This is a genomic window from Chitinophaga sedimenti (assembly GCF_023156195.1).
Taxonomy (GTDB): domain Bacteria; phylum Bacteroidota; class Bacteroidia; order Chitinophagales; family Chitinophagaceae; genus Chitinophaga; species Chitinophaga sedimenti.
Genome location: NZ_JAKUKA010000002.1, coordinates 1 through 23269, shown reverse-complemented (window position 1 = coordinate 23269; position 23269 = coordinate 1). Strand labels below are relative to the sequence as shown.

The 23269-nt window shown below is 46.9% G+C and carries 36 protein-coding genes; 4 read left to right on the top strand and 32 right to left on the bottom strand.

The features are described 5' to 3' along the window. Window positions 1-24 precede the first annotated feature (24 nt). The 7 genes from MKQ70_RS37170 to MKQ70_RS43180 all read right to left on the bottom strand — a co-directional run bounded on the left by MKQ70_RS37170 (window position 25) and on the right by MKQ70_RS43180 (window position 8404). Entirely contained in the window at window positions 25-1314 is a 1290-nt protein-coding gene (locus MKQ70_RS37170) for a hypothetical protein (protein WP_248081971.1), read from the bottom strand. Continuing rightward, on the bottom strand, window positions 1305-1568 hold the full coding sequence (locus MKQ70_RS37165; RefSeq protein ID WP_248081969.1) for a hypothetical protein: 264 nt from the start codon (window positions 1566-1568) through the stop codon (window positions 1305-1307). Before MKQ70_RS37165 ends, MKQ70_RS37170 begins: the two co-directional genes overlap by 10 nt. 14 nt (window positions 1569-1582) lie before the next feature. Then, a complete protein-coding gene (locus MKQ70_RS37160; RefSeq protein WP_248081967.1) occupies window positions 1583-3676 on the bottom strand; it encodes a hypothetical protein in 2094 nt (697 codons plus the stop codon). A 76-nt stretch (window positions 3677-3752) separates the two neighbouring features. Beyond that, a complete protein-coding gene (locus MKQ70_RS37155) occupies window positions 3753-4226 on the bottom strand; it encodes a hypothetical protein (RefSeq protein ID WP_248081965.1) in 474 nt (157 codons plus the stop codon). A 592-nt stretch (window positions 4227-4818) separates the two neighbouring features. Continuing rightward, entirely contained in the window at window positions 4819-5751 is a 933-nt protein-coding gene (locus tag MKQ70_RS37150; RefSeq protein WP_248081963.1) for a hypothetical protein, read from the bottom strand. Window positions 5752-6376: 625 nt separating this feature from the next. Further along, complete coding sequence (locus MKQ70_RS37145; RefSeq protein ID WP_248081961.1) at window positions 6377-6970, bottom strand: hypothetical protein; 594 nt, start codon at window positions 6968-6970, stop codon at window positions 6377-6379. Between the two features lie 1227 nt (window positions 6971-8197). Continuing rightward, complete coding sequence (locus MKQ70_RS43180; protein WP_372490179.1) at window positions 8198-8404, bottom strand: CHC2 zinc finger domain-containing protein; 207 nt, start codon at window positions 8402-8404, stop codon at window positions 8198-8200. Between the two features lie 378 nt (window positions 8405-8782). Here MKQ70_RS43180 and MKQ70_RS43175 point away from each other — a divergent pair, with 378 nt between their 5' ends. After that, the gene (locus MKQ70_RS43175) at window positions 8783-8935 is read left to right on the top strand and encodes a helix-turn-helix domain-containing protein (RefSeq protein WP_372490180.1); all 153 of its coding nucleotides are present in this window, start codon (window positions 8783-8785) and stop codon (window positions 8933-8935) included. Between the two features lie 32 nt (window positions 8936-8967). Next, entirely contained in the window at window positions 8968-9102 is a 135-nt protein-coding gene (locus tag MKQ70_RS40835) for a hypothetical protein (RefSeq protein WP_282458044.1), read from the top strand. 100 nt (window positions 9103-9202) lie between these two features. Here MKQ70_RS40835 and MKQ70_RS37140 read toward each other — a convergent pair whose 3' ends face one another. The 13 genes from MKQ70_RS37140 to MKQ70_RS37090 form a co-directional block, all read right to left on the bottom strand. Next, a complete protein-coding gene (locus MKQ70_RS37140) occupies window positions 9203-9541 on the bottom strand; it encodes an NTF2 fold immunity protein (protein WP_248081959.1) in 339 nt (112 codons plus the stop codon). A 5-nt stretch (window positions 9542-9546) separates the two neighbouring features. Beyond that, on the bottom strand, window positions 9547-9942 hold the full coding sequence (locus tag MKQ70_RS37135) for a DUF4329 domain-containing protein (protein ID WP_248081957.1): 396 nt from the start codon (window positions 9940-9942) through the stop codon (window positions 9547-9549). Between the two features lie 8 nt (window positions 9943-9950). Then, entirely contained in the window at window positions 9951-10343 is a 393-nt protein-coding gene (locus tag MKQ70_RS37130; RefSeq protein WP_248081955.1) for an RHS repeat domain-containing protein, read from the bottom strand. 1010 nt (window positions 10344-11353) lie between these two features. After that, window positions 11354-11650 carry a type II toxin-antitoxin system RelE/ParE family toxin gene (locus tag MKQ70_RS37125; RefSeq protein WP_248081947.1) on the bottom strand — a complete coding sequence of 99 codons (297 nt, stop codon included), beginning with the start codon at window positions 11648-11650 and terminating at the stop codon, window positions 11354-11356. Window positions 11651-11653: 3 nt separating this feature from the next. Further along, window positions 11654-11887: a hypothetical protein gene (locus MKQ70_RS37120; RefSeq protein WP_248081945.1), complete on the bottom strand. Its 234-nt coding sequence runs from the start codon at window positions 11885-11887 to the stop codon at window positions 11654-11656. 57 nt (window positions 11888-11944) lie between these two features. Further along, the gene (locus tag MKQ70_RS44000; protein WP_504909827.1) at window positions 11945-12028 is read right to left on the bottom strand and encodes a hypothetical protein; all 84 of its coding nucleotides are present in this window, start codon (window positions 12026-12028) and stop codon (window positions 11945-11947) included. Beyond that, window positions 12025-12570: a JAB domain-containing protein gene (locus MKQ70_RS37115; protein WP_248081954.1), complete on the bottom strand. Its 546-nt coding sequence runs from the start codon at window positions 12568-12570 to the stop codon at window positions 12025-12027. Before MKQ70_RS37115 ends, MKQ70_RS44000 begins: the two co-directional genes overlap by 4 nt. Window positions 12571-12586: 16 nt before the next feature. Beyond that, on the bottom strand, window positions 12587-13516 hold the full coding sequence (locus MKQ70_RS37110) for a tyrosine-type recombinase/integrase (protein ID WP_248081953.1): 930 nt from the start codon (window positions 13514-13516) through the stop codon (window positions 12587-12589). Next, entirely contained in the window at window positions 13449-13763 is a 315-nt protein-coding gene (locus MKQ70_RS40830) for a tyrosine-type recombinase/integrase (RefSeq protein WP_308199610.1), read from the bottom strand. The genes MKQ70_RS37110 and MKQ70_RS40830 overlap by 68 nt, the downstream gene beginning before the upstream one ends. Then, window positions 13760-14470, bottom strand: coding sequence for a tyrosine-type recombinase/integrase (locus MKQ70_RS40825; RefSeq protein ID WP_282456996.1), 711 nt, complete (start codon window positions 14468-14470; stop codon window positions 13760-13762). The genes MKQ70_RS40830 and MKQ70_RS40825 overlap by 4 nt, the downstream gene beginning before the upstream one ends. Before the next feature lie 62 nt (window positions 14471-14532). Continuing rightward, window positions 14533-15309 carry a hypothetical protein gene (locus MKQ70_RS37100; protein WP_248081952.1) on the bottom strand — a complete coding sequence of 259 codons (777 nt, stop codon included), beginning with the start codon at window positions 15307-15309 and terminating at the stop codon, window positions 14533-14535. A gap of 14 nt (window positions 15310-15323) precedes the next feature. After that, complete coding sequence (locus tag MKQ70_RS37095) at window positions 15324-15674, bottom strand: MTBMA_p00010-related P-loop-containing protein (protein WP_248081951.1); 351 nt, start codon at window positions 15672-15674, stop codon at window positions 15324-15326. 33 nt (window positions 15675-15707) lie between these two features. Next, a complete protein-coding gene (locus tag MKQ70_RS37090) occupies window positions 15708-16145 on the bottom strand; it encodes a hypothetical protein (protein WP_248080846.1) in 438 nt (145 codons plus the stop codon). A 155-nt stretch (window positions 16146-16300) separates the two neighbouring features. Here MKQ70_RS37090 and MKQ70_RS37085 point away from each other — a divergent pair, with 155 nt between their 5' ends. Then, entirely contained in the window at window positions 16301-16708 is a 408-nt protein-coding gene (locus MKQ70_RS37085; protein ID WP_248080842.1) for a helix-turn-helix domain-containing protein, read from the top strand. Here MKQ70_RS37085 and MKQ70_RS37080 read toward each other — a convergent pair. From MKQ70_RS37080 to MKQ70_RS40815, 9 genes are all read right to left on the bottom strand, one after another. Then, window positions 16683-17003, bottom strand: a complete 321-nt coding sequence (locus tag MKQ70_RS37080) for a DUF1493 family protein (protein ID WP_248081950.1) — start codon at window positions 17001-17003, stop codon at window positions 16683-16685. The genes MKQ70_RS37085 and MKQ70_RS37080 overlap by 26 nt on opposite strands. 291 nt (window positions 17004-17294) lie before the next feature. Next, window positions 17295-17927, bottom strand: coding sequence for an RHS repeat-associated core domain-containing protein (locus tag MKQ70_RS37075; RefSeq protein WP_308199611.1), 633 nt, complete (start codon window positions 17925-17927; stop codon window positions 17295-17297). A gap of 931 nt (window positions 17928-18858) precedes the next feature. Beyond that, a complete protein-coding gene (locus MKQ70_RS37070; RefSeq protein WP_248081947.1) occupies window positions 18859-19155 on the bottom strand; it encodes a type II toxin-antitoxin system RelE/ParE family toxin in 297 nt (98 codons plus the stop codon). A gap of 3 nt (window positions 19156-19158) precedes the next feature. Then, entirely contained in the window at window positions 19159-19392 is a 234-nt protein-coding gene (locus MKQ70_RS37065; RefSeq protein ID WP_248081945.1) for a hypothetical protein, read from the bottom strand. 57 nt (window positions 19393-19449) lie between these two features. Further along, window positions 19450-20076: a JAB domain-containing protein gene (locus tag MKQ70_RS37060; protein ID WP_248081944.1), complete on the bottom strand. Its 627-nt coding sequence runs from the start codon at window positions 20074-20076 to the stop codon at window positions 19450-19452. A 16-nt stretch (window positions 20077-20092) separates the two neighbouring features. Continuing rightward, a complete protein-coding gene (locus MKQ70_RS37055; protein WP_248081943.1) occupies window positions 20093-20251 on the bottom strand; it encodes a hypothetical protein in 159 nt (52 codons plus the stop codon). Continuing rightward, the gene (locus MKQ70_RS37050; protein WP_248081942.1) at window positions 20236-21021 is read right to left on the bottom strand and encodes a tyrosine-type recombinase/integrase; all 786 of its coding nucleotides are present in this window, start codon (window positions 21019-21021) and stop codon (window positions 20236-20238) included. The genes MKQ70_RS37055 and MKQ70_RS37050 overlap by 16 nt, the downstream gene beginning before the upstream one ends. Continuing rightward, a complete protein-coding gene (locus MKQ70_RS40820; RefSeq protein WP_308199610.1) occupies window positions 20954-21268 on the bottom strand; it encodes a tyrosine-type recombinase/integrase in 315 nt (104 codons plus the stop codon). The genes MKQ70_RS37050 and MKQ70_RS40820 overlap by 68 nt, the downstream gene beginning before the upstream one ends. Continuing rightward, window positions 21265-21975 (bottom strand): tyrosine-type recombinase/integrase, encoded by a 711-nt coding sequence (locus MKQ70_RS40815; RefSeq protein ID WP_282456996.1) that lies wholly within the window; start codon window positions 21973-21975, stop codon window positions 21265-21267. Before MKQ70_RS40815 ends, MKQ70_RS40820 begins: the two co-directional genes overlap by 4 nt. A 101-nt stretch (window positions 21976-22076) precedes the next feature. Here MKQ70_RS40815 and MKQ70_RS37040 point away from each other — a divergent pair, with 101 nt between their 5' ends. After that, on the top strand, window positions 22077-22340 hold the full coding sequence (locus tag MKQ70_RS37040; RefSeq protein WP_248081941.1) for a hypothetical protein: 264 nt from the start codon (window positions 22077-22079) through the stop codon (window positions 22338-22340). Here the strand turns inward: MKQ70_RS37040 and MKQ70_RS40810 are convergent. The 3 genes from MKQ70_RS40810 to MKQ70_RS40805 form a co-directional block, all read right to left on the bottom strand. After that, window positions 22337-22465: a hypothetical protein gene (locus tag MKQ70_RS40810; protein ID WP_282458031.1), complete on the bottom strand. Its 129-nt coding sequence runs from the start codon at window positions 22463-22465 to the stop codon at window positions 22337-22339. The genes MKQ70_RS37040 and MKQ70_RS40810 overlap by 4 nt on opposite strands. Before the next feature lie 49 nt (window positions 22466-22514). Beyond that, window positions 22515-22820, bottom strand: a complete 306-nt coding sequence (locus tag MKQ70_RS37035) for a hypothetical protein (RefSeq protein WP_248081940.1) — start codon at window positions 22818-22820, stop codon at window positions 22515-22517. 122 nt (window positions 22821-22942) lie between these two features. Next, a complete protein-coding gene (locus tag MKQ70_RS40805) occupies window positions 22943-23065 on the bottom strand; it encodes a hypothetical protein (RefSeq protein ID WP_282458028.1) in 123 nt (40 codons plus the stop codon). Window positions 23066-23269 lie beyond the last annotated feature (204 nt).

Below are 23269 nucleotides of genomic sequence, written 5' to 3'. Positions count from 1 at the left end.
CTTTTTGAGTTATACAACAATGAGCTACGGCATACTTACCTGGTACTTGTAATCGAACATGTTAAGAATCGCACCGTCCTGGTCCTTTACCAACTTCATTCTTCCCAATGCATCATACTCGTAATAAACAATTTTAGCATCGGGTGTCACCTTGCTGGTAATCCCAACCATGGGGACAAAGGTGTAGGTCTCCGCCAGGGATTTATCCGGGCATATGATCAGGTGATCGATTGTACCACTGCCAGATACAGATATGGACGTTTGTCCGGACACCTCGTGTTCGAAGCGTGTCCATCCACGATGCGTATTACCCTGAACTGCGGCGCCTATTGTGCCTGTTACCGTAAATGGTGAACCATTTTTTGTCCAGTATGAAACTTTGTATGTAGTGCCGGCAGAAAGTCCGCCTTTATTAATGGCGCCTGTAGCCAGACTGTAACTCATCGCACCAGTAAGTGCAGTAGCATCGGCGCTGGCAGTGCCGGTAACAGTCCAGCCTCCCCATTCACCATCTTCGAAAGAAGTATAGGCAACGCCTGAAGCGGGGGCATTCACGATTTTAGCTAATGGTGTATTACGATCAAGACCCCAGATTATTGAGGTTACCAATTGATCGCGGCCTTCAAACTCTGTAGTCCGGCCGAAGGCGTCGTAACTATGCACCTTAACATCAATCTGACTGGCATCAGCAATGTTCAGCACTGTATTACCGGTTACACTTTGTACCGTTGAAGGGGCGATCACTTTATCGTTCTGCCAGGATGCATAATTCACGCGTTGCTTGCTCAGCGGCTGACTGCCCGGGGCAATAATGCTCTTTGCTTCCTCAACTGCGGCGCCCACAATATTTCTATCGATCAACTTATTGTAAACATTCGGCGTACCAGTGCTGGCAAAATCAGCCGGATATTTTACATCGTACTTAACCGTATTCCCTTTGCTGTCTGCCGTTTGCATGGAAGTAACCTGCATATGGGAAGGGTTCGCGTAGGAAAAGAGGGTTTCGGACACGACCGGATTGGCTCCGTTTTGATCCCAGGTAGTTTCCGTAGTCTTCTTTGTTTGCAACCAGTTGCTGGCGAGGTCGTAAAAACCATAGCTGTAATCTTTAGGCTTCAGCGTATTTTGGGTGGGCAAAAATACACCGTCATACACATAACCACAAACGTATTCGATGGTGAATGTGCGCTTTACCCGCATTCCCCTCGTACGATTGTAATTATTTACAACGTTGCCCTCATTAAACTCGTATTCGTTCTCGACACTATGAATTTTTACTCCACCAGTTTTATAATCTGTCTTTTTTAGCAGCAAGCCTCTTTTATACTCGGCGCTATTAGGGGTATAGACTTATTTGCGATAGACGTAGCAGACCACCATACAGGATCATACTGCATTGTATTGAGGGTATCGGGAGTGAAAGAGAATTCGGATATACTATATCCATTCTCTACCCCGGAAGCAGACACCTGTGCCTCACGCACCTGTGTATACCCGACAGGACTTCCCTGCGTAAGGCCCATAATAGTAGTACCGGAACTGATTACCTCCTTATAAGTAACGTCCATTTCAGGGCATAGAATTATACATGAGTCGCCCATTCGGAAACAAGGGCTTTTAAAATACTCGTCAGCCCCGTATTCGTGGAAGTAACCAGGATATATAAGAATATTGCCTGTATTGTAAGTATATTTTTTCTCTTACCGGCAAAGGCCCCATTTTGCGTATTGAGGATCTCCTTTATTCGCAAACCACCAGCAATCGGATCTGCTGTCTGACCTGGATCCGTTTGCACATATGTTGTATAATCGAAACTCACTTTAACACTGGGCATAACGGTTAAAGGATCGCAATCAATTCCTCCGCATGGCATTTCCGTAACTATCCTGTATTCACCAATCTGAAACGTAAGCGTTGGAGAAATATTAAAACTAACCGTGCCATTAGGGTTTTGCGTATAGCCGCTGGACGGGAAGTTATTATGCGCATCCCAGGAATACACCGTCTGGTAGGTTTGTCCTACAAGCCGCTCAATTCTGGCTTTAGGCCAGAAAGTCTGGCTTGGGTGAGGAGGGCGACCGTAGTTCTTAAACTCAACCAGCGCATTAGCCGCTATATGTGCAACAGGTACTGCAAAACTATAAATCTGCTCCGATGTGTTCGTCTGGGGATAATAAGTGGTAGCCATAGCCGATACCGTTCCCAATTGACCAGATGGATTACCGCCACCAGGAATACCTAAAGCAGAATAACGGTTACCTTCGTAAACAAACTCCGATGAACCGCCTGTCGGATAGGTTACTGTTTTAAGCGCCCCCAATACCATAGCGCTTTCATTGGGCTCCCGGTTTGCATTCAAATCAACTACAGCCATCTGTGAGAAGTGAGGTGGTAACAAGTGCGTGTTAGCGGCGGCATTGTAATACCCCCAATGATCCTGTGCATTTGAATAGCGCGCAGGCAGGCTGGATGGAGCGTAATACTCAAATTTATGCACAATACTGTCCGTTGCGGCACTTCCGCCTTCCGCCGTTTTAGTGAGGAAGTAGCGCTTATTTATGTAATCATAGGTAAGTAGAACTTCTTTTACCTTTTGCTGCTTTTTATTGTAAACAGCGACAGACTTGAGGTTCATACCAAAGTAAATATCTTCCCTTTCCTGCGTGGCATTAAAAACAACCTCTCCCCCGCTCCAACGAATCTTATGTAGCATGCTTTGGCCTCCTGCCGACATTCTCGTGCGGACAGGACTCCCCTGCTGACCATTCTTAAGAATTTGATTTGCCAGCAGATCTGAATACTCACTCTCAAACCACCCGCTTCCGGTCATTACTTTCTTATAAGAGTAAGTATACGGCAACTCGTACATCTCTGCCTTTTGTACGTAGTCGAGATACACCGTATCTAACCCGTTATTCAAAACTATTTTAGTGAGATAGTAAGCCGTTGTTTTGGGTAATTCAAGTGCAGACTGCGTATTGGGAGTAAAAGTCCCGGAATCTTCCACACCATTACCTCCCTCGGGGCCACCAAACGTATACACATTTCCCTGTGCATCTGCAAGCTCCCACGTCTTATCATTGGGTGTGTATGCACCAATCGTATTAACAGGCGTACGGAGTAATTTCAACGTATTAGCGGGTACACATCGCATCTTCCCCTCCACATCGAAATAAAACCGTCCTGACTGACCGGCAAAATTGTAATAGAACATATCAGGTTCCGTATCCATTTCATTCCTCCCTACTCTCCTCATGAACACATAGTCGGCATCGCTCCCCTGCAAATTATAGCTGGCTTTCAATGGCAGGTTATGCTGGTTACGATAAAGGAATCCGTTCGGCTGATCTTCATCTTCCAGACCGATAATGGACCTGGTGATGGCGCCTCCGGCATTCAAAGTCCAGTTAACGCCTGTCCATGAGGGAACATCGTCCACCTTAACGCCCCCGGTGTGATAAGACAATTGTATGGGCAACGAAAACGCCCCGATCTTTATCTCGTACAGGGGTACTGTTACACTTGTCGTGCCTGTATACAGCGACACTGGCCACTCACCGTACTTACCCAGCGAAGCCGCCTCCGTGGAGGGCAATGAAATGTTAGGAGTAATACCATTCGCCAGCCGGCCGGGCTGGTACTGCGCCATCAGTGGCACAGCAACGCCCAGCGACATCAGAACTGAAAAAATTCCTTTCTTTAAACACATTATCTTCAAAGTTTCAAGGTTATAGGTTTACCGGGAGTACCAGCTATTGCTGCTTCATCCCATTAGTTATTTTATTGTTCAACTCAGCCACCTGAGTCTCAAGCGCCGCCACCTTTTTATGTTCCTCAATCAAATACAGCGTCAGTTCTTCAACTTTTTGCAGCAGGCGTTTATTCATTTCGCCAACATCTATTCCTTCCTTTTCCACTTCTGCTTCCGAAGGAATACCAGGTAGATGACTATGCTCCTGAATAAAACGCTCTACCTCTGCGATCGATGGCAGTTGATAGTTCTTACTAAACACGAAATCGGGCCACGAATTGACGTTCTTTACTTTCAAAGATTCCGCAATAACGCTACCGGCCACGGCCAGCTTGTAACCTTTGGTATCAGTTGTGCCTATTCCTACATTTGTACTACCATTTCCCAAAGCTGTAAATGCAAAACCGTATTGCGGATCAATTACAAACTGGCTGTAATTAGTATTATCTCCGTTCCGGGATGATTGAATACGCAACTTAGCCCTGGAAGCACTGGACGCCAGCTGTTCGATGTAAGCGCCGGCGCCATCTTGTCCGGAGTAAATGCAATCGGTATTATACCCACCCCACCTCATTACTCATACCACATGGAAATCGTTTAACGGTGAAGTCGTATTTACTCCGGCAGGCCCACTCGCCGGAAACGTATTTTGTGATGAGGCCGTCATACACGCCAGCATCAGGATGGCAACAAACAGTACACTTTCTTTTGTTTTGGTAATCATTTCAGATGATATTTTAAATGTGATGGCTATACTTTGTCCATCAGGACAAAGCCGATAAATAAGTATAGCAGTACAATAATGATTGTGAAATCATTGTGATAGCGTGTGCTGGCCTACAGTCACTGTATGCCCTTCAGGTTAACACATCAACTATTTGATCCGGGTTTAATACGGTAGTTACACGCTGCGCGCTGTAACCGCCATGGTATAGCAATTCGTTTCATCGGTACGGGCTTGTATTAAGGTCTATATGGATAATTAGCGTCGGGGCAACAATTAATCCGACAATACAATTTTACAATTTTTCCGGGAAAATAAATGTTCAATTATCAGAGAACGATCGTTAACGACGCTCCCGCAAATCCTTCAACTCGCCCTCCATAGCATCCATGCGCTTATTTTGCTCAATCAGATACAACGTCAACTCCTCCACTTTCTGCAACAACTTTTTATTCATCTCTCCCACATCCAGTCCATTTTCCGCCACTTCCTCCGCAGAAGGTATCTCAGGCAGATGTTTGTGCTCACGGATAAAACGTTCTATCTCTGGAATCGACGGCAGTTTATAATCATCGGCAAACACATAATCCGCCCAGGTCTGCTGATCGACTTTAATTTTCCGGGCGCCGATAGTGCCTTCTACCGCCAGCTTGTGGCCATTCGTTTTAAATGTTCCGATACCCAGACTGCCATTGATAAAGTTGAGCCCTTCGCCACGGAAGTAGGCCGTACTTTCATTAGTAATCCCATTGGCGTTCACATATATCTCTGGCGCCGTTTTGAATGTAATAGGTGCAATAACACTGTTAGGAACCGTGAGCGGCAAAGCATTCTGCACACCATCGTAAACAACCGGCAATACATTTACGTTGGCGCGGTAGTTATAGGTAGTGGCGCCACGTAACCAGACTACGATCCTCTCTGTTGGATTATCACCGGAAATATCGTCCCAGGCGGCTATGAATACGCCGTTCTGATTATTGGGATTGAACTGGTGCTGATTCACATCAATAAAGCGGGAACCATGCCCCCAGGCAGTAACGTGGAAGCGAATGTTGGCAATCATACTGCCGTGCCAGTCACCATCTGCATGTACGTAAGAGCGGCCGAGGTTAAGTTCGGTAGGAAAATGCGACCAGAAACCTCCATCGTAAAAGGTTACGGGATAGAACTTGCTGTAATCGCCCTGTACATTAAAGGAGCCCGAAACCTGGGCATAAAGTCCTGCTGGCAAACAGGCGATCATCAGAAGGATGAGATGTAATTTTTTGATCATGGGCTAAGGGAATTATTAATTTACTACTAATATTTATTGTTACTTTTCACCTACACTTTTACAGCAACGGATGGATTAACTCTCATGGTAAAACGGAATCGGGTTAAGCGTCCATTTTAAATTCTAAGGTTAAACGAAAATCAAACTTACTATTTTTTTAGTATCAAAAAGCTTTTCAAAAATTTCATTCACAGTTATACACCTCCTTTTATCAAAAAACAACCGCTCTGTTAAACATTGGTAACGCCGGCCAACATATGACGCAAATACTGTCGTCTGCCTTGTTTAAATCCTCCACCTACTCACAAGTACAAGCCGTTCCCCATCGAAATAGCGAACTGCCCTATGGAACACCGGAAACATCGCCAGTATATTATACAAATATCATCACCAACAGCCCCCAACGCACTTACGTTCGAATTGCCTTTATACGACACACCGTTTACATAAAACTCATTGCCGCAGATGCAATCTTTTCAATTCATGTCTCTTTTCAGTCTATCAACATTATGATATTATCCCAATGGGTAAGTAACATGCTAATTGGCCAGATAAAATGCCGGTCGAAATTGGCTGCAGGCGGCGAGCAACAACAAACATATCCGCCCTAATTTCTTCATTTGGTTTATAGTTTTGATCCTTCCTGCCAGAATGGGGCATCCGGATTAATACTTCCGGAAATACGACCTTCCAGTTCGTGATTGATTACCAATTCCCGGTCCTTAAAATAATAGGCGCCGGCCTGATAACAAAGAAAGATGGCTTGCAACATCTTTGCAATACTACTGTATATCGGTACGGGTATTGCTGATAAGTTGAGCGCCGGTGAATAAAGATACAAACTGGCATCACCGTCAACTACTTCATCCAGTGCGATCATAACATAATCTCCGCCACCACTCGTGAATAATGGAAAGAATCTTTTATCGACATAGTTATTTTCTACACTATTGACAACATATACCGCTATCGCCGTAGCAAGGTCATAAAATATCCCATTGCTGAATAACTCGCCGTAGATAATATTATCATTACTTTGAAGCACGCCATTTTTCCATTGATAAAGTAGGAAAATACTTTCCGGAACACAGATATCAATACTCCTGAATAGCTCGTCGATGTGGTTTGCTGGCAATCCTGGCTGCAAGCGGTGTGCTACTTCCGTGACTGATGTATGCAGGTGTTGTTCTAATTGAGATAATAGATTTGAGATGTTCATAGCGGATTATAATAAGATATCAAACAGCGCCCTTATCGGGCCTCTTCTATCCGGGCAAGAAGATCAAAAAAACGCAAACTCATAAGCCTTCGGCTTCTCCGGCATATATTTAAGGAAAACCTTTAAGATATCATTCCCCCTTTCTCCGGATGGCCCTCAATTTTACCCTCATCATCCAGCATTAGTACGAAATTAAAAGCGTCATGTTTAATGCGTTCTCTTTTGGAACATTTGTTCTAACCGGCAATAGCGCTGTATCAAGATACTTTTTTATCTGCTGCCGAAAGCTTAAAAGCAGCGAGACTCACAAGAGAGTCTTTGCTGGTAGCGTTAGGATACTCACCCTTCCCGTAGCAAAATCTAAAGTGGCGTTGCCGGTGTTATCAAACCTTATCAAATAGTAAGCACTGGCGCCGGGACATTTAACTATAATTACTACATTTTTTGAATGAGGAATCACCATTTGAATTACTGCCTTGACAGGCGGTCAAATGAAATACGAAGCAGCAAAAAGTAATCTGAAAATCATATATCGTTCAATTTCGTTTACTACGCCACCAGCGAGACTTGATATAGCGGTTATAATATTCATGCCACTGCCTTAATTCGGCTTTCGAGAACTCTATAATGCCATGAGTTGTACCTTGACCAACGCCATAAACATGCGGATACTGTATCATTAAGTGGATGGCACCGACACATGGCCGCAGAGTATCGTATCCTCCGTGGCGCCATTCGCTGCTTAGTCAAGTATCCTAAGATTTTCAACAAAATCCCATTTCAGTTGATGATAAGATCCCGCCTGCCGAGTTTTACAGGAAAAGCCAGACAATATAGCGAGTAATAACGGCACGTTCATTATCATAATACAAAATCGTAACCTGTTCCCTATCATATTCTTGCTTTTGCGAGTCTGTGCTGTTTTGAAAGTAATCTAGCCACTGTAACCGCCTGCTGCTTAAGGTTTTAACAAACCATACGTTACCATGCTGGTAACCAGGTGATGATTTTTACTCTCAACATGCAGCCCACCGCTGTTATACCCACACTCATGCTCCCGGTAATCAAGGCCAGATCCCTACAGGTAAGCCACCGCTTTACGAGAACCCGGCAGCGCCTTTTTAAAGTAGCTGAACACCTTCACCAACATGGCTTCCTATGCTAAAGCATCAGCTGGCAAGCAGGCTGGTTGGCAACGGGCACCGATGCTGCAACGCCGATGAGTGACTAAGCTTTCATAATCGCGGCATGTGTACTGCATTTATCCATCAGCTCTATAAACCATATCACATCACCGGTACCGGCACTACAGTTACTGCTAAAGCAACAGAACGAAGCGGTTTTAGGATACAGTTGCAGCGAGGGTGTTTTATCAGCATGGAACGGGCATAACGAACGCTGGTGCTTATCTGGTCGCAACCCGTAATGAACCATTTACGTCCAGCAGCGGCAGCCGCTGCTTAATATCCGCTATCTCCATGCCCTTACCGTTGATGATCGTTAACTGCCCCTAAAATACCGCCACCTGTAACCGATCATTGATATTAAAACCCATCCCCACCAGCCGGAATAAATGCGTAGAAGAACATGACCGTAGATGCGCTTTTCCATTTAACTTTAAAAAGCGCACGTCTTTAACCTTGTGTGCCATAGTGAAAATTATTTTTTAGTACCTATTGGTAACAAAAGCAATGGAATGGTCTTTAAACTACCAACACCTATTTGTTTTGCATAGCATCAATAAGTAATTTAATTTATTAACCCCTGCATTTACAGAGCATTTAAAGCACTTTTTTATGACTTGGCGAACGCATTGCCCTGCAACGTACGCAGCTTAAACTTTCTCAGGACGACCTGGCTAAAAAGGTCGGCACCGCCGCACCCATTATTGGCAGATACGAACACGGGAAGATTAAACCATCTATAGAGATAGCAAAAAAAAAATTGCAGACGAACTGGAAGTAACAATAGACTACCTGATTGGTGGAGCAGCCAACATGGTGCTGGATAAAAAGCTGCTTAAAAGAATGGAGGATATAGAGGCGCTGCCACCGGATGAGAAGGAGAAGATTTACTACTTCATTAATATGGCTATCACTTATAACAAAACTAAAAAAGCGTATTCGATATAAAGCAAATCCCGCGCGATCTGCGCGGGATTTGCTTTTATCTTATTGTATATTACCTTGTTTACTAGGCCCCTTTAAACATTGCTAGTTATTCACAGAAGCATTATTTATAGTGTGTAATTTTCACAATCTTCATGCTATCTCTTAGTATTTCAACATACACAGTTCCTCCTTTAAATCCGCTCTTTAGCGTTCCTACCACCGTCCATACAGAATCATTCTTCAGTTTGGCTATAAGAGGAAGCTCATTTTGAATCACACCCCATCCGTATACTTTTACTGCTGTATCTTTTGCAATTCCAATCACTTGCCTTTCCTCCTGAGCAACACCTGATGCCCTAGAACCTGGCGTCGGCCTACTATTACAATACTGAAAAAAGAAGGCAATAAACGTCAACAAACTAATGATCAAAAAATTGGAACTTAATAATAGTTTCTTCATATAATTTAATGTTTGACAGCTTCTGCACCCTTGCCAAGCGGCAAAATAACATTGCGCTTAATAAAATCCCAAAACATGTTCGATGTTGGTTCATTCTTAGGTAATTCTTTGTAATCAACAGTATTCTGTCTTTCTGGATCTTCAGGATCACTTGGTAAATCTGAGCTTAAAATTGAAACATCCTTCGACTTGTGGCTATACTTCAACAAGAACCCTCCCGGTGTGGACACATAGCCATCTATCTTATCCCTATCATTTCCTTCCGTATCTGTATCTGAAAATTCGTTGCTTTCATACTCTTCAGAATATGCACCATGAGTATGTGCATCCGCAACAGTGACCGCATCACCGTCGTTAGACAAACCCAAACCCAAAGGAATGGACGTAGATTCCCATCCCACTGTGGGCTTTAAATAAGTATAAAAACCTCTTTCCCTTTTGTCACTTTCATGATAAATGTGGCGAACTCTTTGTTCTTTGAAATTGAATTATCATTATACAACCTCCCGAAGTCCATTGCTGCCGCGTCAGCAGTTTTGAATTTATCTCCTGGCCCAGGCATCATACCATCTGGATCAATAAATCTTATTGGATTATCAAACGCATAATTATACGGCGAATGTCTCCTCATTTGGTCAGACAGCGGATCCACCACATGCCACCTGCCAATCTGTGCATCATACATCCTCGCCCCATAATCATACCACTCCAGTCCACTGCCTCCGTTACCCGCGAACTCCTTATTCTGTAACTCTTTACCGTTATACAGATATCTATTTTCGAGCGTCCCCGCAGCTTTCATACTGATCCCACTCATCGTCAACCCAAATGGATAATAATTAGTATCCTTCAATACTGGTAACAGAACATTCCCGGTCACCTTCCAGACGCTGATACACGTTTATTCAAAGACCTTTATTTTGTAAAATACAAAAATCAGGGCTTCTTAATGTAGACCTTCTATTATTCTAATGCAATAAGTCCAGGGCTATTAGCAATAATATTATTCGCACAATCCATTTTAAAGTTTCTTTAAGTAGATCCAATGCTATGATCCACCAGATATCCCGGATATCACCGTTGGCTTTCATTCCTTTTTTTGTGCGTTCATAATCAATAATAGACACTTGCTTTTTGATGCGCATAATTTGCTCATTTAGTGAGGCTACTATGTCCGATGCCTCCGACACAAATGTATTCGGAGTATCTGTTACAGAAAAGGACAGGGCCTCCCCTCTACTAAAGAGCTAATAAATATTCAAAGGACAGGGCAAAAAACATCATCAGGGTGGGTAGATGGGGTGTTACAAAAGCTGGTTATTGGAGTTGCCGCCACTGCGCCCCATCTACCCGACCTGATGCGCCAAAATAGTACTATCGCCGGGCAATGATCTGAAGATGCCGTTTGCGGCAGGTCATGTACTTATGCTCGTCCTTGACCTGCCGCCCTTCGCTTCGATCCCATCCGCTTCCGCCACCTGCTCTCCGCCATGCCCTGCACACCACGGGGGCGGGAGCGCGAAGCGCGGAGCCACCGTAGGTGTGTAGGGCTGGCAGGTGGCGGACGTATATGAGGCAGAGAAGGGACGGCGATAGCCGGACCGGGAGCTGCCCGAACGGAGGGCATGGGAAGGGCGGCAACAAGGGAACACAAGATGGAAAAAAGGAACAAGACTATAAGGTAACTGCCCTTCCCATGCCCGCAGTGAGACCGCTTTTCCGCTCCGTGCATAAAGGGTACACTGCAATACAGGAAGATCCGTTACTTTATACCACGCATAAAAAATACGCCCTGGTTACCAGAGCGCATTGTCAATAAGTCTTTGGATTCATTCGTGTATGCCGCACACGCACGATACGGATTTCCCGGCCTGCATATCGGTACGATACCCGCAAGCGATGTAATTCAAAAGCCCGGAAGCTACCATCATTATTTAATTTGTATTTATCCGGGGCGCACTGTTCTGGATGAGTTAACAAACTATCTATTTTCTCTAAAAGCCCCCGGCTTACTTTCGCTGCATTAGCGGGTGAGTCGTTCTCAATATGGTTGATCAGGGTTGCAAACTCACTTAGCGCATGGCGGCTCCATTTAATATGCAATGCCATGTACTATCGTTTTATACCATAACGTTTCATTACTTCTTCGTGACTGACAAAATCTCCCGCCTCGATCGCGGCATCCCCTTCTTCCAACTCACGGTTATAATCTGCAAGCGTTTGCTGCAATACAGGCTCTTTACGCCCTTTTAAAAACGTTTTCAGCATCTGGACTACAGACTTCTTTTCCGCTTCATTAAGACGCATAAAATAATCGTGCATTTCCTGATCTAAAGCCTTTCCCATAAAACTCATTTTCTACAAATTTAAGATTTATAAATTAGATACCATTCTCGCTGATTATCATACCTTTAACCGCCGGACAGCCGCCCGGTCAAGCCCCGTCAGCGCCATGATCTCGGTGATCGCATACCCTTTGGCCTTCATCTGGCGCGCGATCTGGCGAGCCTGCTCCCGTGCGCCCGCTGCCGGTCTTTTTCTTTACCCAGTTGCCGGCCGCGGGCCATCAGTTCGTAAGGTGCTACATACTTCAGGCTTTTGGACAGATCATCCATCAACCCATCCTCTGCAAAGCTAAAATACCCCTGATCGCTGATGATGCAATGATCCAGTACCGGCACATCCACGATGCGGCCTACCTGTATCATGCGGTCCGTCGTATCCTTGTCCGCAACAGAGGGTTTCAACGACCCGCTAGGGTGGTTATGCACCAGGATGATCTTTACGCATCTTTTCTGTAAAGCAAGGCTGAAGATCTCCATCGGCTCTGCAATGGTACGCGTCACCGATCCCATACTCACCAGCTCCACCAGCAGGATCGTATTGTCCGCCGCCAGACCGATCACCCAAAGATGCTCCCGGTTGCGGTCGATCTTCTGCTCCCGCTGCAACACCATCCGCATGATCTCGTAAACATCAGCATGTACCTCTATTTTCGTTTTATGTAGCTTGCTCAAGCGTATTTCCATTTGATCAGATTTGAAGTTAAACAATTGGATGGTATTTCATCACATCGGCCTGTAACCCGTCCAGCAGGTATTTCCGGTAGGCTTCCGTAGAGCTTACATATTTGTGGCCGGCCATGTACTGCACCGTTCTCAGATCGTATTTCCGCAGCCAATGCACGATCACGCTGGCACGCAACTGGTCAAGATTTTTTACGCGGCCATTGATCCTGCGCAGGTGTTTTAAAATGATCTGTGTAACGCCATAAAAATTATTCCCGCCCTGAGGCTGTACAAAAACATGATCACGCTGAGCATCTGCCGGTAAAATCTGTGTACGCACATCATGCAGGTATTCCATGATCCCGCAGACCTGCCAGCTTTCCAGTTGCAGCACCCGTTCCGCTGTCCGCCGCTGCGCATGGACTTGTATCAACCCTTCCCGCAACCGCAGGTCACGTAACTGCAAGGCCGCGATCTCCTCCACCCGCAAGCCCTGGCACACTAGCAACCCCGTTATCACTTTATTCCTTTTGCGTGATAATAAGTTCATGTCCTGCGGTGGCATTTGCTTCGCTGCTGTATAAGCGATCTCCACCGGGTAACGCGCATATAGCTCCTGTAGATGTGCCACAGGCAATATCTCGTGCTGCAACTGCCGACGGATACCCTGCAGCTGGATGCAACTGGCCGGGTTATCCGCGACCTCCCCTTCACTGATCAGCCAGTCAAAGTATTTGCGCAAATGGGTCAGGTAACCGCGCACCGTCTTTTGCGATGCGCCACCCTCGCTGCTCCACCGCACGAACGCCAATATATCGCTGTAACTGGTTTCCGATAACGCTGCGATGTTCTCCGTTTTTGCCCAACGCCACAGGTAACCCACCACCCGAACGGTCGTATCAATAGAAGCCGTGCTGTAGCCTTTCAGTAACAGGTATTCCCGGAACTTGCTGTGATCCATGTGCATGACCATGATGTTGAAGTGATAAAAGATGGGTGTAGAGCTGCGTGCTTTCAAGGCTGGTATGCCCTAAAAATTCCCGGATGCGTTCCAGCGCCATACCGTTCTGTAAAAAATGCGTAGCAATGCTATGGCGTAGCGTATGCAGGTGAACGTCCTTGCGTTGCAGTTCCGCATCACCACTCAGCCTCACCAGTTCCTTTAACCGCAATAGCAACATCTGCCCGCTCAGCCGCCGGCCATGCTGGCTCACAAAAAAGCGGTCTCCTTACCGGATGACAGGTAAGCCCTCCCTTCCTGTAAATATTGTTCAAGGTAACGGATGCCTTGCCCGGTAACAGGCACCAGCCGTTCGCGGTTACCCTTGGCATGCCGCACATGCAACAGCCCACGATGGAAGTGAACATCACCGATATCAAGATGATAACCTTCGCTGCGCCTTAACCCGCAACCGTAATATACCGTCAGCATCGCCCGGTCACGCAGCTGCATCGCTTCATGGAACAAAATGCCTTTATCGTAGCGCTGCGGCTCATAAGGACGATACGTTACATCATACAGGCATTGTATCTCCGGTTGCGTCAGCACATCCGTAACGATGCATTCATCGCTTTCCGTGCGGATGTCCAGTACCGGCAACTGCAACCGGCCACTCCTGCGCAGGTACTCGCCAAACTTGTGCAGCGCCTGCAAGTGCTTGTTCAGGTAGTTGTTACTTAAACCGCCATTCTGCCGCTGGTTAGCCCGGGATTTCAGGTGATGATAATGTTCCTTGAACAGGCGAACGTCCAGCTCCTGTAACCGGCGGCGACCCTTACTTTCCGCGTAATACAATAGCTCCTGTACATAATGCGGCAACTGGTAAACGGTCTGTTCATGGTAACCATGCACCGACAACCACTGCCGGTAACTTTGGACAATATAACGGTACGCCTCACTTTGCAAGCCAAGCTGTTTCATAATGATCATTAATTTTATTTGCCTGTATATAATCACCGCAGGATGTAAGCCGAAGGGGCTAACTATTTCACCTTCCGGCGTTTGCCCGGCTCACTGCTAACATGGGCTGGTGGCGGGCCGGTGAGCCGCTGCGTGGCTGCATCCAGCGCCGTCCCGATCCGCTGCTGCAACTGCGCATATTCTTCATAGGACAACACTTCATATTGATATACCTTGTCACCACGAGCATTCACCTGCCGGATATAACCCGCCTGTTGCAACGCCGCGTGATAGCGCTTGACCGTGCTGAGCGGGATGCGCAAAGCACTGCGGATACCGCTATTGGTAAAGATGGCCTGGCCGCTGGATCGCAGGTAGGCTTTTAACTGCTCGAAGTACCCGCGCGTAGCGCCGCTCAGCTCATCGCTCTTGCGCAGCAGCACGGATTTCATCAGCGCGTTGGCTTCCTCGATATCTTCTATCGCAGTTTCGATATATGATTCTCCCGTCACCGCATCCGTCTTGCACGCCCGCTGGTATTGCTTGTAAAAAGTGATCACTTCTATAAAAGACAGGTAATGCGCATTGGTGCGCCGCTGCCTGAACACTTCCCGCGGGATCTTCAACTGCTCTGCATAGGGATTGCGGACAATGACAGGATGTAATACCCGTTGTACATGCTGCAACAGGGTACGGGCCTGCTGCTCCGTTGCAACGTTGATCTTTCCCGCGCTGAGCTTGCGTTGGTAATCCATCACCCGTTCATCCTGTTCGATGCTCTCATCCAGTTGCAGCAGGAAGCAACGGTTAGCGTTATCCTCGTACAGGCTTTCATGCGTGGTACAGCCCGCGATGCTCACCGGGCCATGCACTTTTAAATGGACCGTCTTTGTATGGCCATCGCGGTCTTTGACAGTGACCGTCTTGCTGATCCGCTGTTTGCTTTGCAGTTCTCGCAATGGATATAAGCTGACCATGCACCGTCCATATCTTCTATCAGCACCAGTTTATGACCCAGCTCTCCTTTATCGAAGTAATAAAAAGCATTCTCCGTCAGCGCCGTGATCTCGATACGATCTTCTTCCGGTACCAGCTCGCCCACTTTCTCCTGCAGGTGGCTTTTACCGGTACCGCTGCTGCCGAAGCTGATCACATGCAACGGGTGATATCCTTTGCGGCTCGTAAACACCAGGTACATGATCAAACGGTTCAACTCTTCCCCCACGATACCGCTTTGCCCGATCAGTTCGTTGGTACGTTACAGTAAGCCCGGCGCTTGCAGGAACGCAATGGCTTGCTGACGTTCCACGTCCGTCAATATCCTGGCCGGGGTTGCCTGCCCCCGCGCCTCCTGTTGCTGTAAACGGTAGCGCTCCAATTGGTCCGTGAGCTGCCTTAATGCCTCCATTACCTGAGCAAGGTCGGTTTCCAGCTGGCTGGATACCAGCCGCGCAAACTTCTCCGTTTGATGATGATTGTATAAATCAAGATTTTGACGAACCACAAGATTGCAGGTATCCGGATGACCTGCGTAATGCCGGAACGCGCGGTTGGTGGCTTCCACTTTCAGCGTCACCCGAAGCCGGTCCAGCCCTTCCAGCCGGATGCCACCCAGCACCGTGAACATCAACTCACCTGGCTGGTAGGTGATCGCTTCCGGGTGGCTGGTATCGATTTGTGAAGATGTAGCCGTCATAAAAAAATGTTTAAAGATTTATTTTCTGACTTATCAGTCACAAATCTAAAACATCCATCTTAAACCAACAAACATTATTACCATTGTTTATGACACATCATTCACCTAATTTTGATAAAACACCCGTTTATCAGGCATTTTAAATACTTATCGTTATGGTTTTAGGGGACAATATGATGCTCATCCGCAAAAAGAAAGGACTCTCGCAAGCTGAGCTCGGCCGTATGATCGGCACATCAGGTGATGTTATCGGCAGGTATGAGCGCGGCGATATCACCCCTTCTATTGAAGTGGTGTCTAAAATTGCTGACGCCCTCGAAGTGTCCGTAGATTATCTCATCGGTAAAACAAACATGGAACTCGATAAACAGGCGCTTAAACGACTCGAAGATATATCCCGGCTGCCAGAGGAAAACAGGAAGTTCGTTCTCAACCTCATCGATATGGCACTAAGGGACTTTAAAGTAAAAAAGCACACAATGCATAAAACACAACTCCCGCGCGGATCGCGCGGGAGTTGTGTTTTAAACCACTGTATCAGCACAATACTCCTGTATTTATAAAACCTTCTAAATCTCCGACTGTAATTGTGGGCTTATCGGATACCTTTTCATGCTTAAAAAAACGAATAACAGGACTAATAAAATCAAATGGCTCATTTCCTATAAAGAACCTGGATAAATCCAAACGCTTTACTTCTATCCTAAACTCTTTTATTAAATCATGCATAAACTCATCCACATCATCTCCTTTAAATCCAAAATCATGCAATAACGAAGTACTTGAAGTTACTTTTAGTGGATCAATCTTATATTTCTGCTGTAAATATGCCCGCAAAACATTCAAGGTATCTTCCATAGATTTAAGTTTAAAAATTATTAATTATCCCCCTCATCATTTCATGCATGGTGGATAGCCCCGCAGTACCTGAGTGCATCTGATAATTCACCATGTTAAATTGCTGATTTATTGGCTGTGCTTGAAAATGTTCAAAACCTTTCCATACTAACTGTCCGGTTGTAATATAAACACCTATCGCACTCGTTGCCCTTCCTAACTGTCCTCCTAAACTCGTTGCCTGGGGTAAAAAGGCTGCACGAGGTGCTGTTGAAGGTATAACACTTCTGAATATTACAGAAGAAAGGGAAGTCATGGGACTAGCCCCCTGGCAACAAAACTTCTAAATAGTATATTAGGTACAATAACTTTAGGCACTAGCGGAGAGCCTGCCGCTATTAATGATGGGCCTAAAATCGGTATTTTCTCTAAGGTGGTCCTAGTATTGGTTTGCGTGGCTGCTGAAGAATTCGACTGGCTATTACTTGATGTATTAGCAGTCGTCTCATTTGTGGTATTGCTACTAGGCATAACTGTACTAGAAGAATTAGAACCAGATGAATTAGATACTAATGGGCTTGGTTGGTACTGATTTGTACCTGCATCTCTATTAACCTGATACCAAACAGGTACTGGCTTAGCGGGAACTGACGTATCACCTAAAAAATCACTATTTAAAATCGGATTCAAATCCATTGAAGCAAATGGAGATATTCCAACCGATGGCTTCGGATCTATTTGCCACCATCTTCCGATCTGCGGATCAAGATTTCTATAGCGAGCCTCGTAAGAATACAGATCAAAATCACTGTTCAACTCGATACCATTAAACTTATAGCGATTTTCTGGATTGTATATTGCCTTCGAACTGATCCCGCTCATCGCGAGCCCGAATGGATAATAATTAGTATCCTTCAATACTGGTAACAGAACATTCCCGGTCACCTTCCAGACGCTGATACACGTTTATTCAAAGACCTTTATTTTGTAAAATACAAAAATCAGGGCTTCTTAATGTAGACCTTCTATTATTCTAATGCAATAAGTCCAGGGCTATTAGCAATAATATTATTCGCACAATCCATTTTAAAGTTTCTTTAAGTAGATCCAATGCTATGATCCACCAGATATCCCGGATATCACCGTTGGCTTTCATTCCTTTTTTTGTGCGTTCATAATCAATAATAGACACTTGCTTTTTGATGCGCATAATTTGCTCATTTAGTGAGGCTACTATGTCCGATGCCTCCGACACAAATGTATTCGGAGTATCTGTTACAGAAAAGGACAGGGCCTCCCCTCTACTAAAGAGCTAATAAATATTCAAAGGACAGGGCAAAAACATCATCAGGGTGGGTAGATGGGGTGTTACAAAAGCTGGTTATTGGAGTTGCCGCCACTGCGCCCCATCTACCCGACCTGATGCGCCAAAATAGTACTATCGCCGGGCAATGATCTGAAGATGCCGTTTGCGGCAGGTCATGTACTTATGCTCGTCCTTGACCTGCCGCCCTTCGCTTCGATCCCATCCGCTTCCGCCACCTGCTCTCCGCCATGCCCTGCACACCACGGGGGCGGGAGCGCGAAGCGCGGAGCCACCGTAGGTGTGTAGGGCTGGCAGGTGGCGGACGTATATGAGGCAGAGAAGGGACGGCGATAGCCGGACCGGGAGCTGCCCGAACGGAGGGCATGGGAAGGGCGGCAACAAGGGAACACAAGATGGAAAAAAGGAACAAGACTATAAGGTAACTGCCCTTCCCATGCCCGCAGTGAGACCGCTTTTCCGCTCCGTGCATAAAGGGTACACTGCAATACAGGAAGATCCGTTACTTTATACCACGCATAAAAAATACGCCCTGGTTACCAGAGCGCATTGTCAATAAGTCTTTGGATTCATTCGTGTATGCCGCACACGCACGATACGGATTTCCCGGCCTGCATATCGGTACGATACCCGCAAGCGATGTAATTCAAAAGCCCGGAAGCTACCATCATTATTTAATTTGTATTTATCCGGGGCGCACTGTTCTGGATGAGTTAACAAACTATCTATTTTCTCTAAAAGCCCCCGGCTTACTTTCGCTGCATTAGCGGGTGAGTCGTTCTCAATATGGTTGATCAGGGTTGCAAACTCACTTAGCGCATGGCGGCTCCATTTAATATGCAATGCCATGTACTATCGTTTTATACCATAACGTTTCATTACTTCTTCGTGACTGACAAAATCTCCCGCCTCGATCGCGGCATCCCCTTCTTCCAACTCACGGTTATAATCTGCAAGCGTTTGCTGCAATACAGGCTCTTTACGCCCTTTTAAAAACGTTTTCAGCATCTGGACTACAGACTTCTTTTCCGCTTCATTAAGACGCATAAAATAATCGTGCATTTCCTGATCTAAAGCCTTTCCCATAAAACTCATTTTCTACAAATTTAAGATTTATAAATTAGATACCATTCTCGCTGATTATCATACCTTTAACCGCCGGACAGCCGCCCGGTCAAGCCCCGTCAGCGCCATGATCTCGGTGATCGCATACCCTTTGGCCTTCATCTGGCGCGCGATCTGGCGAGCCTGCTCCCGTGCGCCCGCTGCCGGGTCTTTTTCTTTACCCAGTTGCCGGCCGCGGGCCATCAGTTCGTAAGGTGCTACATACTTCAGGCTTTTGGACAGATCATCCATCAACCCATCCTCTGCAAAGCTAAAATACCCCTGATCGCTGATGATGCAATGATCCAGTACCGGCACATCCACGATGCGGCCTACCTGTATCATGCGGTCCGTCGTATCCTTGTCCGCAACAGAGGGTTTCAACGACCCGCTAGGGTGGTTATGCACCAGGATGATCTTTACGCATCTTTTCTGTAAAGCAAGGCTGAAGATCTCCATCGGCTCTGCAATGGTACGCGTCACCGATCCCATACTCACCAGCTCCACCAGCAGGATCGTATTGTCCGCCGCCAGACCGATCACCCAAAGATGCTCCCGGTTGCGGTCGATCTTCTGCTCCCGCTGCAACACCATCCGCATGATCTCGTAAACATCAGCATGTACCTCTATTTTCGTTTTATGTAGCTTGCTCAAGCGTATTTCCATTTGATCAGATTTGAAGTTAAACAATTGGATGGTATTTCATCACATCGGCCTGTAACCCGTCCAGCAGGTATTTCCGGTAGGCTTCCGTAGAGCTTACATATTTGTGGCCGGCCATGTACTGCACCGTTCTCAGATCGTATTTCCGCAGCCAATGCACGATCACGCTGGCACGCAACTGGTCAAGATTTTTACGCGGCCATTGATCCTGCGCAGGTGTTTTAAAATGATCTGTGTAACGCCATAAAAATTATTCCCGCCCTGAGGCTGTACAAAAACATGATCACGCTGAGCATCTGCCGGTAAAATCTGTGTACGCACATCATGCAGGTATTCCATGATCCCGCAGACCTGCCAGCTTTCCAGTTGCAGCACCCGTTCCGCTGTCCGCCGCTGCGCATGGACTTGTATCAACCCTTCCCGCAACCGCAGGTCACGTAACTGCAAGGCCGCGATCTCCTCCACCCGCAAGCCCTGGCACACTAGCAACCCCGTTATCACTTTATTCCTTTTGCGTGATAATAAGTTCATGTCCTGCGGTGGCATTTGCTTCGCTGCTGTATAAGCGATCTCCACCGGGTAACGCGCATATAGCTCCTGTAGATGTGCCACAGGCAATATCTCGTGCTGCAACTGCCGACGGATACCCTGCAGCTGGATGCAACTGGCCGGGTTATCCGCGACCTCCCCTTCACTGATCAGCCAGTCAAAGTATTTGCGCAAATGGGTCAGGTAACCGCGCACCGTCTTTTGCGATGCGCCACCCTCGCTGCTCCACCGCACGAACGCCAATATATCGCTGTAACTGGTTTCCGATAACGCTGCGATGTTCTCCGTTTTTGCCCAACGCCACAGGTAACCCACCACCCGAACGGTCGTATCAATAGAAGCCGTGCTGTAGCCTTTCAGTAACAGGTATTCCCGGAACTTGCTGTGATCCATGTGCATGACCATGATGTTGAAGTGATAAAAGATGGGTGTAGAGCTGCGTGCTTTCAAGGCTGGTATGCCCTAAAAATTCCCGGATGCGTTCCAGCGCCATACCGTTCTGTAAAAAATGCGTAGCAATGCTATGGCGTAGCGTATGCAGGTGAACGTCCTTGCGTTGCAGTTCCGCATCACCACTCAGCCTCACCAGTTCCTTTAACCGCAATAGCAACATCTGCCCGCTCAGCCGCCGGCCATGCTGGCTCACAAAAAAGCGGTCTCCTTACCGGATGACAGGTAAGCCCTCCCTTCCTGTAAATATTGTTCAAGGTAACGGATGCCTTGCCCGGTAACAGGCACCAGCCGTTCGCGGTTACCCTTGGCATGCCGCACATGCAACAGCCCACGATGGAAGTGAACATCACCGATATCAAGATGATAACCTTCGCTGCGCCTTAACCCGCAACCGTAATATACCGTCAGCATCGCCCGGTCACGCAGCTGCATCGCTTCATGGAACAAAATGCCTTTATCGTAGCGCTGCGGCTCATAAGGACGATACGTTACATCATACAGGCATTGTATCTCCGGTTGCGTCAGCACATCCGTAACGATGCATTCATCGCTTTCCGTGCGGATGTCCAGTACCGGCAACTGCAACCGGCCACTCCTGCGCAGGTACTCGCCAAACTTGTGCAGCGCCTGCAAGTGCTTGTTCAGGTAGTTGTTACTTAAACCGCCATTCTGCCGCTGGTTAGCCCGGGATTTCAGGTGATGATAATGTTCCTTGAACAGGCGAACGTCCAGCTCCTGTAACCGGCGGCGACCCTTACTTTCCGCGTAATACAATAGCTCCTGTACATAATGCGGCAACTGGTAAACGGTCTGTTCATGGTAACCATGCACCGACAACCACTGCCGGTAACTTTGGACAATATAACGGTACGCCTCACTTTGCAAGCCAAGCTGTTTCATAATGATCATTAATTTTATTTGCCTGTATATAATCACCGCAGGATGTAAGCCGAAGGGGCTAACTATTTCACCTTCCGGCGTTTGCCCGGCTCACTGCTAACATGGGCTGGTGGCGGGCCGGTGAGCCGCTGCGTGGCTGCATCCAGCGCCGTCCCGATCCGCTGCTGCAACTGCGCATATTCTTCATAGGACAACACTTCATATTGATATACCTTGTCACCACGAGCATTCACCTGCCGGATATAACCCGCCTGTTGCAACGCCGCGTGATAGCGCTTGACCGTGCTGAGCGGGATGCGCAAAGCACTGCGGATACCGCTATTGGTAAAGATGGCCTGGCCGCTGGATCGCAGGTAGGCTTTTAACTGCTCGAAGTACCGCGCGTAGCGCCGCTCAGCTCATCGCTCTTGCGCAGCAGCACGGATTTCATCAGCGCGTTGGCTTCCTCGATATCTTCTATCGCAGTTTCGATATATGATTCTCCCGTCACCGCATCCGTCTTGCACGCCCGCTGGTATTGCTTGTAAAAGTGATCACTTCTATAAAAGACAGGTAATGCGCATTGGTGCGCCGCTGCCTGAACACTTCCCGCGGATCTTCAACTGCTCTGCATAGGGATTGCGGACAATGACAGGATGTAATACCCGTTGTACATGCTGCAACAGGGTACGGGCCTGCTGCTCCGTTGCAACGTTGATCTTTCCCGCGCTGAGCTTGCGTTGGTAATCCATCACCCGTTCATCCTGTTCGATGCTCTCATCCAGTTGCAGCAGGAAGCAACGGTTAGCGTTATCTGCCTTAATCACCTCAGTGCCCGACAGGATCGGTTTCCATGGCTGGTTCATCCTCGTTTCGTTTGTTTTCAGTGTTGACCATATAAATCAAGGTACAGCTGACCTAAGAACCAAGTGTCGGATGACCTGCGGCGTAATGCGGAACGCGCGGTTGGTGGCTTCCACTTTCAGCGTCACCTGAAGCCGGTAAACCCTTCCAGCCGGATGCCACCCAGCACCGTGAACATCAACTCACCCGGCTGGTAGGTGATCGCTTCCAGGTGGCTGGCCTCGATTTGTGAAGATGTAGCCGTCATAAAAAAAAATGTTTAAAGATTTATTTTCTGACTTATCAGTCACAAATCTAAAACATCCATCTTAAACCAACAAACATTATTACCATTGTTTATGACATCATTCACTAATTTTGATAAAACACCCGTTTATCAGGCATTTTAAATACTATCGTTATGGTTTAGGGGACAATATGATGCTCATCCGCAAAAAGAAAGGACTCTCGC